The sequence below is a fragment of the Nitratireductor sp. ATLC21 genome (assembly GCF_057196525.1).
This window is the reverse complement of the sequence record NZ_JBXUOU010000002.1, coordinates 936,708-949,146: the sequence shown is the minus strand read 5'-3', so window position 1 is coordinate 949,146 and position 12,439 is coordinate 936,708. Positions and strand designations below refer to the sequence as shown.

Below are 12,439 nucleotides of genomic sequence, written 5' to 3'. Positions count from 1 at the left end.
GTCAGATATTCTCGATGCGAATGGCTTCGCAAACGGCTTCCGTCACTTCTCCGGTGGTTGCCTTTCCGCCCACATCCGGTGTCAGTATGCCCTCCGCGCACACCTTTTCCACGGCCCGCATCAGGCGGGAAGCCGCGTTCTGCTCGCCCAGATGATCCAACATCTGCGCCGCCGTCCAGAAGGTCGCAACCGGATTGGCGATGCCCTTGCCGGTGATATCGAAGGCCGATCCGTGGATCGGCTCGAACATGGAGGGGAAGCGGCGTTCCGGATCGATATTGCCGGTCGGGGCAACACCCAGACTGCCGGCAAGGGCACCGGCCAGATCGGACAGGATGTCGGCATGAAGATTCGTGGCGACGATCGTGTCGAGGCTTTTGGGATTTTTCACCATGCGCACGGTCATGGCATCGACCAGCATCTTGTCCCATGTCACGTCCGGGAATTCGCGTGAGACCTCCGCGGCGATCTCGTCCCACATGACCATGCCATGGCGCTGCGCGTTGGATTTCGTCACCACGGTCAGGAGCTTGCGCGGGCGCGACTGGGCAAGCGCAAAGGCATAGCGCATGATCCGCGTCACACCGACCCGTGTGAAGATAGCGACCTCTGTTCCCACCTCTTCCGGCAGGCCCTTGTGCGCCCGGCCGCCATGGCCCGAATACTCGCCCTCGGAATTCTCACGCACAATCACCCAGTCCAGATCACCGGGTCCAACGCCTTCCAGTGGCGAGGAAATGCCTGGAAGGATCTTGGTGGGCCGCACATTGGCATATTGATCAAAGCCCTGGCAGATCGGCAGGCGCAGGCCCCAAAGCGTCACGTGATCAGGCACGTCCGGTGCGCCCACGGCACCAAAGAAGATCGCATCGAAATCCTTCAGCTGCGCCGTGCCATCTTCCGGCATCAGGGCACCGGTCTTCTTGTAGCGGTCCGAACCCCAGTCGAAATGGGTCACATCCAGAGAAAACCCACCATCGCGGCGTGCCAGAACATCCAAAGCCTGCAAGCCGGCATCGATGACTTCCGGGCCAATGCCGTCTGCCGGAATGGCTGCGATCTTGTACTGTTTGGTGCTCTGCATCTGATCCATAGGAATTCCCGGAACCGGTTGGCGCACCGATCGGGCGTTTCCCGAAAGGCGCAAGTGGGTGTTGTCGACCAGACGTTAAATGGGTTGCTCAACGCATCTCAATGTGCGCATGATTATATACAAATCTGCGATAATAGGGGTGCGGTCCGTTCATGAATATTTTTCAGCTGAAATGCTTCCTGAGTGTCGTCGATACGATGCATTTCGGTCGGGCAGCGCAGGCCATGAACATGCTGCCTGCTTCACTGGGGCGGCAAATTAAGATCCTTGAGAGCCAGTTCGAGACCCGGCTTTTCCATCGCACGACCCGCAATGTAGCCTTGACCGCGGCCGGGAGTGCGATCCTCAACGATGCAAGGCGGCTGGTAGCGCAGGCCGATGCGCTGGAAGACAAGATCAGGGCAATCCGCAATGCAGACAAGCCTGTCCTGCGGGTAGGGGCGATCGATAGCGCTTCGGTCGGGCTGATGCCGCAATTGCTGCAATTCCTGCGGGCCGAACAGCCAGGGATCGAGGTGCAGCTTTTCGAGCAGAAGACCATTCATCTTCTGCCAAAGCTTTTGAGCGGCAGCCTCGACATCGCCTTTTGCCGTCCACCCGATATACGCGACCCGCGGTTGAATTTCCGAACGCTGTTCTATGAGACTGCCGTGGTCGCTTTGCCGGCCGACCACCCTCTCGCCGAACGGGAGGAGATCCTGATCGAGGACCTGGCTGATATTCCGCTCATCGTGCCGGACCGGCGTTCACGGCCCCATTCCCACGATCTGACGATGAAGCTTTTCATGGATGCGGGGCTGACAGCCCGTGTCGCACAGATCGCGGAAGAAAAGCACACCATCGTCAATCTCGTGGCCACAGGAACGGGGCTTGCCATCGTCCCCCGCTGGACGGCGCACATCAGCACGCCGGGCGTCCGGTTCCTGCCCCTTTCCATTCCACCGGGTGCGACGCGCTCGAAACTCATTCTTGCAGCCGCCTGGACGCGTGGCACGCGCGACCCTCAGCGTGACATTCTGCTGGATATTCTTGTCCGGAACTTGCAGGCGATTGAGGATAGCGCCTGATAATAACGAAAAATAATATAATCTTCAGAACGTTCTCCCTCCAGACATTCTTAGCCATGCTGCTGCCAGTGGCATCGCGCTTGCAATGCCGGAGGAGACCAAGGGAGGAAACATGTCTATCAGGATCACATCAGCCATCGCCTTGATTGCCGGTGCACTTTGCGTTGCACCTGCTGCCGCACAGGACAAGGAAGGCTGGCCAAACAGCATCACCATCGGTACTGGCAGCCAGGGCGGCACCTATTTCGGCTATGGCAGCGGTTTCGGGGCGATGATCAGCGAAGCGCTGGGCATTAATGCGGGCGTGGAAATCACGGGCGGTCCGGTTCAAAACGTTACCCTCGTTGAGACCGGCGAGCACCAGCTCGGCTTTGTTACGCTCGGGCCGGCAGATGAGGCGATCAAGGGCGAAAGTCCGCTCATGCCGGGCGTCCCGCATGAAAATATTCGTGCTCTGTTCCCCATGTACCAGACACCCCTGCAGGCAGCGGTTCTTGCAAGTTCCGACATTCAGGGATTTGCTGATCTGAAGGACGGCAAGCGCGTGGGGGTCGGTCCTGCCGGCGGCACTTCGGCCACCTACTGGACACGTTACTTTGAAAACACAGATTCCGGTGTTGTCATCAGCAATGCCGGTGGCTCCGATACGGCTGGCCAGTTGAAAGACGGCATGATCGACGCATTTGTTTACGCTGCAGGCTTGCCTACCGGCGCCTATGCGCAGCTTGCCGTCGAAAATGACGTGCGCTTCCTCTCCATGGATGAGGAGACGCTGAACAAGATGCTGGAGGTTGTGCCTGCAATGCAGCCCTTCACCATCCCGGCCAACACCTATGACGATCAGCCGGAAGACGTCCAGACCGTCTCGCTCTGGAATTTTGCCATCGCGCACAAGGACATGCCGGAAAGCCTCGCCTACGAAATCACCAAGCTGGCGATGGAAAACCATGAGCGCATGGTGCAGAACCATGCGGCAGCCAAGGAGACCCTGGCTGAAAACGTGACCAAGAACAAAGTGGTTCCATTCCATCCCGGCGCGGTTCGCTGGTTCAAGGAAAACGGCTACGACGTTCCCGGGGCCGCGCAGTAACAGCACGGACTGACATCAACGGCACGGGCGGTTGAGCAACACTCCTCCCGCCCGTGTCGCGTCTCAAATCCCCTGCCAGGGCTATCGACCATGACTGCATCCCAGAATACCCGCCCGGACTCCGATATCCGTGCAGACGCGGCACCATCGATTGAAGAACAGACCGCACGAGCGCTCGTGGACGAAGAGGCTCTGTCGGGCAACCAGCGTGAATTTGCCGGGATCCGCAACATAGTCGTTGCCTGGCTTTGCGTTGCTTATACGATTTTTCACCTTTTAGTGATGAATGTCTATCCGCTTGAGACTTGGGCCTATCGCCTGACCCATGTGGGTGGTGGGCTGTTTCTCGGTTTTCTCCTGTTCGGCGCCGCCACCATGGACACGAAGGGGCGTTCGACGCGCTCTCCCCTTGCCATGGGCCTGCTGGCCATTGCGGCCGCCGCCGTCCTTTACGGGGCCGTCGGTGTAGCCGCCATCTGGATTAACGGAACTGTTCTGGGGCAGGCACTGCCGCCCAAATGGGCGTTGGCGAGTTTCGGATTGCCTCTAGCTGCAGGCACCGCGCTTGCCATTGCGCATGGCTGGGCATTCCCCCACACCGACCGGGTCCGTTTTGCGCCTGCCGATCTTGTGCTTGCGGTCTCGGCGATTGCCTTCACCGCCTATCTGATATTCTTCGCAAGGCAGCTTCAGCTGCGCGCCGGCATGCCCATGGCACTACCGGGCGACATGTGGGCCGCGATTTCAGGTGTGCTGCTGATCATCGAATTGACGCGGCGACTCGCCGGGCTGGCACTGGTTGTCATCGCCGGCATCTTTGTCGCCTATGCCTTCCTTGGCCCCTGGCTGCCCGGCATCTTCGAGCATCGGGGCTATGACGCAAAGCGCTTCTTCTCCTACATCTTCACGGACAACGGGATTCTCGGCGCGCCCGTGGCGATTTCCTCCACCTATATTGTTCTCTTTGTCGTGTTCGCCGCCTTCCTTCAGGCGACTCGGGTGGGCGAGTATTTCGTTAATCTGGCCTTTGCAGCGGCAGGCCATCGCCGCGGCGGACCGGCAAAGGTTGCCATTTTCGCCTCCGGCCTGATGGGTATGATCAACGGCACCTCGGCAGGCAATGTGGTCGCGACGGGATCGCTCACCATCCCCATGATGAAGCGCGTCGGCTACAAGCCGCAAACGGCGGCCTCGGTTGAAGCGGCGGCTTCCACGGGCGGGCAGATCATGCCGCCGATCATGGGTGCCGGCGCCTTCATCATGGCCGAGATCACGGGCATTTCCTATATGGAGATCGTCTGGGCTGCCATCATTCCTGCGGTCCTCTACTTCATCTCCATCTACTTCATGGTCGACCTTGCCGCCCAGAAAGCTAACATGAAGGGCCTGCCGCGCGATCAGCTGCCCAAGCTCGGCGCGCTCATCCGCCAGATCTATCTCTTCACGCCGATCATCGTGCTTATCTACGCGCTGTTTGCCGGATATTCCGTCATACGCTGCGGAACGCTGGCCATGATGACGGCCGCCGTCGTTTCATGGCTGACGCCCCACCGCATGGGGCCACGCCGCCTCTTTCGCGCACTGGACATTGGTGCCCGCATGGTACTTCAGCTCGTAGCCGTCTGTGCCACCGCCGGCATCATCGTCGGCGTGATCGCACTCACCGGCATTGGCTCCCGCTTCTCGACGGTGCTGCTGGCCCTTGCCGACCAGAGCCAGTTTCTGGCGCTCTTCTTCGCCATGGTGGTTTCTGTTGTTTTGGGCATGGGAATGCCCACCACCGCGGCCTATGCAGTTGCTGCCAGCGTGATCGCGCCAGGTGTGGTCAATCTGGGCGTGGAGCCTCTGGTCGCTCATCTCTTCATCTTTTACTTTGCGGTGATGTCGGCCATCACACCGCCGGTGGCACTGGCCGCCTATGCGGGGTCTGCGCTTGCCGGTTCCGACCCGGTGAGAACCAGTGTGGAGAGCTTCCGCATCGGTCTCGCCGCCTTTGTGGTCCCCTACATGTTCTTCTTCTCCCCGGCCATGCTTCTGGATGGCAGCTGGTTCGAGATCGCGCATGTGGCGGTAACGGCGGTGGCCGGTGTCTATCTCCTCTCCTGCGCTGTCCAGGGCTGGTTCCTCGGCCATGCCAGCGCGGTGGTGCGCATCGGGCTTGCAGCGGCGGGCCTCACCATGATTGCCGGTGGATGGATGACCGATGCAATCGGCCTTTGTTTGACGGTCGCCATGATAGCGCTTCAGAAAAAGCCGGCCCTGTTTCAGACCGGATAGGGGTGGCATTGGCTTGGTTTTTGTTGAAGGTGAGCGGCGATGTGTCGCTCACTTTGAATGCTTGGCGTCCGCATAATTGCGGAAAGCGAAGAGGATGGGGTGGAGCAGCGTTTCCTTGAAACGATGGCGGCTCTAATTCAAAGCAACGATGCAAGAACTATCGACCACTTTCGCTGGGATAAGATCGCATATAACTCACTACTATACGCCACAGCACTCCTCTTCTACTCCCACTCGATCGTGCCGGGTGGCTTGGACGTCACGTCGTAGACAACGCGGTTGATGCCCTTCACCTCGTTGATGATGCGGGTGGCCGCACGGCCGAGGAATTCCATGTCGTAGTGATAGAAATCCGCAGTCATGCCGTCGACGGACGTCACAGCGCGCAGCGCGCAGACAAACTCGTAGGTGCGCCCGTCGCCCATCACGCCCACCGTCTGCACCGGCAGGAGCACGGCAAAGGCCTGCCAGATCGCATCGTAGAGGCCGGCCTTGCGGATCTCGTCCAGATAGATCGCATCGGCGGAACGCAGGATTTCGAGCTTCTCGCGCGTCACGCCGCCGGGGCAGCGAATGGCAAGTCCCGGCCCCGGGAAGGGATGGCGGCCGATGAAGCTGTCGGGCAGGCCGAGCTCCTTGCCGAGCACCCGCACCTCGTCCTTGAAGAGTTCGCGCAGCGGTTCGACCAGGCTCATATTCATGCGCTCGGGCAGACCGCCCACATTGTGGTGCGACTTGATGGTCACGGACGGACCGCCCGTGAAGGATACGCTTTCGATCACGTCGGGATAGAGCGTGCCCTGCACCAGGAAATCGGCGCCACCGAGCTTTTTCGCCTCTTCCTCGAACACTTCGATGAACAGGCGACCGATGGTCTTGCGCTTCTTTTCCGGGTCGCTCTCGCCTTCCAATGCGCCGATGAAGCGGTCGGAGGCATCCACCAGGATCAGCGGCAGATTGTAGTGCTCGCGGAACATGGCGACCACTTCGGACGCCTCGTTCTTCCGCATCAGACCGTGATCGACCAGAATGCAGGTGAGCTGATCGCCGACAGCCTCATGCGTCAGAAGGGCTGCCACGGAGGAATCGACACCGCCCGAAAGCGCGCAGATCACCTTGCCGTCGCCGACCTGCTTGCGGATCGCCTCAATCGCCTGTTCGCGGTAGGCGGCCATCGTCCAATCGCCTGAAAGGCCGGCGATCTTGTGCACGAAATTGGAAAGCAGCTTTGCACCATCTGGCGTGTGGACCACTTCGGGGTGGAACTGAACCCCGTAATATTTGCGATCATCATCGGCAATCGCAGCAAAAGGTGCTCCGGTCGAGGTGCCGACGACGCGGAAGCCAGGCGGAATGGCCGTCACCCGGTCGCCGTGGCTCATCCAAACCTGATGGCGGGTGCCCTTGGCCCAGACGCCTTCGAACAGAGGGCAATCATTCTCGATCTCCAAAAAGGCACGACCGAACTCGCGGTGATCTGACCCCTCGACCTTCCCGCCAAGCTGGGCGCACATGGTCTGCTCGCCATAGCAGATGCCAAGCACCGGAAGGCCCGAATCGAAGATCACCTGCGGCGCGCGCGGGCTGCCGATATCAACCGTGGAGGCCGGGCTGCCCGAAAGGATGACCGCCTTGGGCGCAAGGCGCCTGAACGCCTCTTCCGCCGACTGGAACGGAGCGATTTCGCAATAGACTCCGGCCTCGCGCACCCGCCGCGCAATGAGCTGCGTGACCTGGCTGCCGAAATCAACGATGAGAACTGTGTCGGGATTGGATATCGTCATGGCGAGCCTTTAGAGAAAGAAGCGTTTGGGTGCAAGCGTCAGGGCTGTTTTTTGGTCATAGAAGGCCATCGGCGATGGCCCGTTCGAGGCGGTCCACCGCATCGGCGAGCTTTTCGTCGATGACATGCAGATATTCGGTCCAGTCGCTTACATGCTGAAGTTCGGCTGCACCATCAGAAATGCCGCGCAGCGCCACCAGATCGAGGCCGAAACGCTGGCAGGCGCGCAAGGCGGCAAAGGTTTCCATATCCACCATGTCGGCATTGATGGCGTCGTAGGCGGCCCCTGAAATCACGTTGCCGCCGGTCGAAAGCGTGGCTTCCCGGATGCTCGGAATGCGATGCGGCAGAGGCATGACCGCAGGATGATCGAGAAAGGGCGTGACACCCTTCTCGAAACCAAGCGGCGAGGCGTCCATGTCGCGATAGGAAACGGCGGTAGCCTGATAGACCTCCGTCTGTTCGAGACTGCGGCTCCCGGCAGATCCAAGGGAAACGAGGAGATCCGGCAGATGGCCCTCGGCATCGAGAAGGGCGAGCTCTGCACCGAGCACCACCCCCGCCTCCACGGGACCGACACCTGTCATCAGGGGTTTGAAGCGCTTTTTAAGATGTGGGCCATATTCGGCTTCAGCCGCCATGACGAAGAGAACGCGTTTTCCGGCAAGAATTGCCGGTTCCACCGGTGCCCGCATCATCCCTCGATCCCTTCACGTCCGATGATGGTCATCATGGTTCCCGTCATCGTGGCAATGAGTTTGGCATCGCCTTCAGCGGAATAGGCATAGGCCTGACCGTCTGCCACGACGATGGTGCGGCCGGGCTTGGTGACGGTGCCACGGAACAGAAAGCGCTCGCCGCGCCCCGGCGCGAGCAGGTTGACCTTGAACTCGATGGTCAGGACGGCAGCATCGTCCGGCATCAACGAGAACGCAGCATAGCCACAGGCTGAATCCAGCGCCGTCGAAATCACACCCGCATGGAGAAACCCATGCTGCTGCGTCAGCGCATCCGCATAAGGCATCTCGATCTCGACAATGCCCGGCGTCACGAGCGTCAGCTCGGCGCCGATGGTTGCCATCATCTTCTGACGGGCGAAGCTTGCCCGAACACGGGCTTCGACATCTGCGGGGTTTGGCTGGTTCATCGTCTGGCCGTTGGTTTTCAACTCCGCTCCAGCGCGGCAAAATGAAAGCCGTCTGTCGCCGTGCGGTTGGGAGAGAGGGCAATACCCGTGGTCTTGCCTATTCTTGCCTTGGCGGATTGTCCCGGGAAGTGCCTCTCCCATAGCGCCTCATGGTCCACCGGACAGAAATCCGAATTGGCTTTGAGAAAGGCGCGCACCTGATCGTCGTTCTCCTCGGCGAACACCGAGCAGGTGATATAGGCCAGACGCCCGCCCGGGCGCACGAAGCGTGCTGCCCGCGCGAGAATTTCGGCCTGCTCCGCCTGCCGCTGTTCCAGCTGTTTTTCGCCAAGCCGCCATTTGGCGTCCGGTCTGCGCCGCCAGGTGCCTGCTCCCGTGCATGGCGCATCGACGACCACGAGATCGAACTGGCCCTCATGCGCGGCCAGCGCCTCCGGGTCGGCTACAGCCTGGACGTTCCGGCAACCGGCCCGCTTCAGTCGGTCGAATATGGGGGCAAGCCTCTGCTTTTCAGCATCGAAGGCCCGAATCTGGCCGGTGTTCTCCATTGCTGCCGACATGGCGAGCGACTTGCCGCCTGCCCCCGCGCAATAGTCGAGCACCTGCATGCCAGGCGCGGCTTCGGTAAGGGCGGCAACGATCTGCGAGCCCTCGTCCTGGACCTCGAACCAGCCCTTTTGAAAGGCCGGTTCTGCCTGCACATTGGGATGCCGCCCCTGCCCTTCGATCGGACCGATCCGCAACCCCTGTGGCGCAAGCTCGCTCTCGTGAACGCCGGTGCGTGCCAGCGCTTTCGCCACCTTGTCGCGCGTCGACTTCAACGTGTTGACCCGCATGTCGAGCGGCGGGCGCTCGGCAAGGGCCGCCGCCTCGGCCACCCAGTCATCGCCCCAGGCCCGCTGAAACAGCGGCTCGCACCATTCGGGGCATTCCGCCCGCACGCCGTCAGGCGCTTGATCCAGTCGGTGCGCCGCAATGCGGTCCGCTTCCTCGCTGGAAATCGGTTGCGGTGCGAAATTGTCTTCCGCCAGGGCTGCATTCAGCGTTTCGGGATCATATCCCGCCTCGATCATGAGGGCGCCGAAGGCAAGAGCGCGCGGACTTTCTTCCTGAAACAGCCATGCCGCAGAGCGTTTTCTGCGCAACGCGTCATAGACGAAATTGCCAATGGCCGCCCGGTCCTTGGAGCCGGCAAAGCGGTGTGACAGGCCCCAGTCTCTCAGCGCTTCGGCCGCCGGTCGATAGCGCCGGTCGATGTCTTCCAGAATCTCAATGGCCGCAGCCAGCCGTCCGCCAAATCGCATGTGACACCTCTGCCGGTTACCCGAATGGCGCACAGCTAGCCGGTAGCGAGCCTTTAGACAAGCAAAACGGGCGTGGATTGCTCCACGCCCGTACTTTATCAAGGCCTTTTCACGTCTGCCTATTCGGCAGCGCGCTGCGGCGTATTGCCGGTCACGGGCACGGCATTGGGCTCGTAGCCGTGCGCTTCCTTCAGCGCCTTGCGCACCCCATTGCCATAATCGGGATGAACCTTGTCGAAATGCGCGAGCTGGCGCTCGATGATCTCGCCGGGCACGCCGTCCATCGCAGCAGCAATGTTGGAGAACAACCGGTTCTTCTGTCCCTCGTCGAAGAGGTTGAAGAGCGCGCGCGGCTGGCTGTAGTCGTCGTTGCCGATGCGATGGTTGTAGCGGTCCGCATCGCCAGAAATTTTCAGCGGAGGCTCCTTGGCTGCCGGGTTTTCCACCGGGCCACCGAAGGAGTTCGGCTCGTAATAGGCGTCGGGGTTGCCTGTCTTGATGCCGCCGAACGTGTTCATCTCGCCATCGCGGTGGTAGTGATGCACCGGGCATTTCGGCTGGTTGACCGGGATCGTCTCGTAATGCGTGCCAAGCCGGTAACGGTGCGCATCCGCATAGGAGAAGATGCGCGCCTGCAGCATCTTGTCGGGCGAATAGCTGATACCCGGCACGATGTTGGAGGGCGAAAACGCGGCGTTCTCGATTTCGGTGAAGTAATTGTCCGGATTGCGGTTGAGCTCCATCACGCCAATGTCGATCGGCGGATACTCCGCATGCGGCCACACCTTGGTGAGGTCGAAGGGATTATAGGAGGTCTTCTCCGCATCCGCCTCGGGCATGATCTGCACCTGCACTTTCCACTTCGGGAACTCGCCGTTCTCGATCGCGCCGTAGAGCGCTTCCTGATAGCTTTCACGGGTCTTGCCCACCACCTGCTCGGCCTCCGCATTGGTGTGGTGCTTATGGCCCTGCATGGTCTTGAAATGGAATTTGACCCAGAAGCGCTCGCCCTTGTCGTTCCAGAACGAATAGGTGTGGGAGCCGTAGCCATTCATGAACATGGGTGCGGTCGGCAGACCGCGATCCGACATCAGGATCGTCACCTGATGGAGGCTCTCCGGTGAGAGCGACCAGAAATCCCACATGGCCGTCGGCGAGCGCATATTGGTGCGCGGATGACGCTTCTGTGTGTGAATGAAATCGGGAAACTTGAGCGGATCACGGACGAAGAACACGGGCGTGTTGTTGCCCACGAGATCCCAATTGCCGTCCTCGGTGTAAAATTTCAGCGCAAAGCCGCGCACATCGCGCTCGGCATCGGCTGCACCCTGCTCGCCGGCAACGGTGGAGAAGCGCGCGAGCATCGGTGTTTCCGCGCCCGGCTGAAGCGCCTTGGCAATCGTGTACTTCGAAATGTCACCGGTGATCTTCAAAACGCCATGCGCGCCCCAGCCCTTGGCGTGGACCACACGCTCGGGAATGCGTTCGCGGTTCTGATGTGCAAGCTTTTCGATGAGCTGGTAGTCCTGAAGCAGAACCGGGCCCCGCTCACCCGCGGTCACGGTGTTCTGGTTGTCGCTGACGGGCGCGCCAGCAGACGTGGTCATCGTGGGTTTGTCTGCCATGAAAAAACTCCCTTGCTTGCTTTCCGGTTTTGCCCGGCTGCCGGTCTCACCTGCGGCGTGGCTTGGAACGGTTCCAAGGTATCGACGCCTTTTGATAAATTCCAATTGTCTTTGATATTCGATGCGATAATTTAAACTTATGATACGCCTGACCATCAGACAGATGCAGTATTTCGAACGTCTGGCCGAAACGCTGCACTTCGGACGTGCCGCCACGAGCTGTGGCGTCACGCAGCCCGCGCTCTCTGCACAGATTTCCGAAATGGAAGCTCAGCTCGGCTTCAAACTTTTCGAGCGTGGCGGCGGTGCCGTGCGTCTCACGGCCGAAGCGCAGTCTCTTTTGCCTCGCGTGGCGCGGATCCTTGCCGAGGTACGCGATCTGGAAGGTGAGGCGCGCAGGGAGCGCAAGGCGCTCGAAGGCCGCTTTCGGCTGGGGGTGATCCCCACCATCGCGCCTTATCTTCTCCCTGAGCTTCTGCCGCTGCTCAAACAGAGATTTCCGCTGCTGCGCCTTGAGGTGCGTGAGGCGGTCACCAACGCATTGGCCGAAGATACGGCGACCGGTCGGCTCGACGCCTTGATCGCAGCCGATCCGATCGACGATAACCGGCTCGCACCGGACATTCTTTTTGAGGACCCGTTCTACCTTGCGGTACCAACAGGCGATGCCGCACGGATAGCCCCGCCCGTGGCGCAGGAGAGCATGGCGCTCGAGAGGCTGATGCTTCTGGAAGACGGGCACTGCATGCGCGGCCAGGCGCTCGAAATCTGCGGGCGCGTCAAACCTGTGACGATGGAGACTTTTGGAGCGACCAGCCTGACAACTCTTTTGCACATGGTGTCGCATGGGATGGGTGTCACCCTCATACCGCAAATGGCGCGCGCCTCGGCAAACCTTTTGCCATCCGTCAGCGTGCTTCCGTTTCTCGACCCCAGCCCTTCCCGCAGCATATGCCTTGTCGGACGGAAGTCCAACCCACGCAGAAACGACTTCGCGGCTCTGCGCGAGACTGTGCTGGAGGCCCATCAGGCGCTGCTCGCCCGCGCCTGAAC

General features: G+C 60.6%; 10 protein-coding genes. 4 read left to right on the top strand and 6 right to left on the bottom strand.

Annotated elements, in window-relative coordinates; all coding sequences use genetic code 11:
- Window position 1: 1 nt before the first annotated feature.
- Window positions 2-1,084 (bottom strand): tartrate dehydrogenase, encoded by a 1,083-nt coding sequence (locus tag AC2CHD_RS12105; protein WP_484553885.1) that lies wholly within the window; start codon window positions 1,082-1,084, stop codon window positions 2-4.
- A gap of 161 nt (window positions 1,085-1,245) precedes the next feature.
- Between AC2CHD_RS12105 and AC2CHD_RS12100 the strand changes: the two genes are divergently transcribed.
- The 3 genes from AC2CHD_RS12100 to AC2CHD_RS12090 all read left to right on the top strand — a co-directional run bounded on the left by AC2CHD_RS12100 (window position 1,246) and on the right by AC2CHD_RS12090 (window position 5,527).
- Complete coding sequence (locus AC2CHD_RS12100; protein WP_484553884.1) at window positions 1,246-2,160, top strand: LysR family transcriptional regulator; 915 nt, start codon at window positions 1,246-1,248, stop codon at window positions 2,158-2,160.
- A gap of 112 nt (window positions 2,161-2,272) precedes the next feature.
- Window positions 2,273-3,250, top strand: coding sequence for a TAXI family TRAP transporter solute-binding subunit (locus AC2CHD_RS12095; protein ID WP_484553883.1), 978 nt, complete (start codon window positions 2,273-2,275; stop codon window positions 3,248-3,250).
- A 90-nt stretch (window positions 3,251-3,340) separates the two neighbouring features.
- Window positions 3,341-5,527, top strand: coding sequence for a TRAP transporter permease (locus AC2CHD_RS12090; protein WP_484553882.1), 2,187 nt, complete (start codon window positions 3,341-3,343; stop codon window positions 5,525-5,527).
- Window positions 5,528-5,751: 224 nt separating this feature from the next.
- Here the strand turns inward: AC2CHD_RS12090 and guaA are convergent, their stop codons facing one another.
- The 5 genes from guaA to katA form a co-directional block, all read right to left on the bottom strand.
- Window positions 5,752-7,311: a glutamine-hydrolyzing GMP synthase gene (guaA, locus tag AC2CHD_RS12085; RefSeq protein WP_484553881.1), complete on the bottom strand. Its 1,560-nt coding sequence runs from the start codon at window positions 7,309-7,311 to the stop codon at window positions 5,752-5,754.
- Window positions 7,312-7,366: 55 nt separating this feature from the next.
- The gene (locus AC2CHD_RS12080) at window positions 7,367-8,008 is read right to left on the bottom strand and encodes a 5'-methylthioadenosine/S-adenosylhomocysteine nucleosidase (RefSeq protein WP_484553880.1); all 642 of its coding nucleotides are present in this window, start codon (window positions 8,006-8,008) and stop codon (window positions 7,367-7,369) included.
- On the bottom strand, window positions 8,005-8,457 hold the full coding sequence (locus AC2CHD_RS12075) for a PaaI family thioesterase (protein ID WP_229448115.1): 453 nt from the start codon (window positions 8,455-8,457) through the stop codon (window positions 8,005-8,007). The genes AC2CHD_RS12080 and AC2CHD_RS12075 overlap by 4 nt, the downstream gene beginning before the upstream one ends.
- Window positions 8,458-8,474: 17 nt before the next feature.
- On the bottom strand, window positions 8,475-9,761 hold the full coding sequence (locus AC2CHD_RS12070) for an RsmB/NOP family class I SAM-dependent RNA methyltransferase (protein WP_484553879.1): 1,287 nt from the start codon (window positions 9,759-9,761) through the stop codon (window positions 8,475-8,477).
- Window positions 9,762-9,880: 119 nt separating this feature from the next.
- Window positions 9,881-11,386 carry a catalase KatA gene (gene katA, locus AC2CHD_RS12065; RefSeq protein ID WP_484553878.1) on the bottom strand — a complete coding sequence of 502 codons (1,506 nt, stop codon included), beginning with the start codon at window positions 11,384-11,386 and terminating at the stop codon, window positions 9,881-9,883.
- 139 nt (window positions 11,387-11,525) lie between these two features.
- Here katA and AC2CHD_RS12060 point away from each other — a divergent pair, with 139 nt between their 5' ends.
- A complete protein-coding gene (locus AC2CHD_RS12060; protein ID WP_484553877.1) occupies window positions 11,526-12,437 on the top strand; it encodes a hydrogen peroxide-inducible genes activator in 912 nt (303 codons plus the stop codon).
- The last annotated feature ends 2 nt before the right edge of the window (window positions 12,438-12,439 follow it).

Bases quoted from the DNA above. Each gene is read 5' to 3' on its own strand.
- AC2CHD_RS12105 (WP_484553885.1), bottom strand. From the start codon at position 1,084: ATGCAGAGCACCAAACAGTACAAGATCGCAGCCATTCCGGCAGACGGC.
- AC2CHD_RS12100 (WP_484553884.1), top strand. From the start codon at position 1,246: ATGAATATTTTTCAGCTGAAATGCTTCCTGAGTGTCGTCGATACGATG.
- AC2CHD_RS12095 (WP_484553883.1), top strand. From the start codon at position 2,273: ATGTCTATCAGGATCACATCAGCCATCGCCTTGATTGCCGGTGCACTT.
- AC2CHD_RS12090 (WP_484553882.1), top strand. From the start codon at position 3,341: ATGACTGCATCCCAGAATACCCGCCCGGACTCCGATATCCGTGCAGAC.
- guaA (WP_484553881.1), bottom strand. From the start codon at position 7,311: ATGACGATATCCAATCCCGACACAGTTCTCATCGTTGATTTCGGCAGC.
- AC2CHD_RS12080 (WP_484553880.1), bottom strand. From the start codon at position 8,008: ATGATGCGGGCACCGGTGGAACCGGCAATTCTTGCCGGAAAACGCGTT.
- AC2CHD_RS12075 (WP_229448115.1), bottom strand. From the start codon at position 8,457: ATGAACCAGCCAAACCCCGCAGATGTCGAAGCCCGTGTTCGGGCAAGC.
- AC2CHD_RS12070 (WP_484553879.1), bottom strand. From the start codon at position 9,761: ATGCGATTTGGCGGACGGCTGGCTGCGGCCATTGAGATTCTGGAAGAC.
- katA (WP_484553878.1), bottom strand. From the start codon at position 11,386: ATGGCAGACAAACCCACGATGACCACGTCTGCTGGCGCGCCCGTCAGC.
- AC2CHD_RS12060 (WP_484553877.1), top strand. From the start codon at position 11,526: ATGATACGCCTGACCATCAGACAGATGCAGTATTTCGAACGTCTGGCC.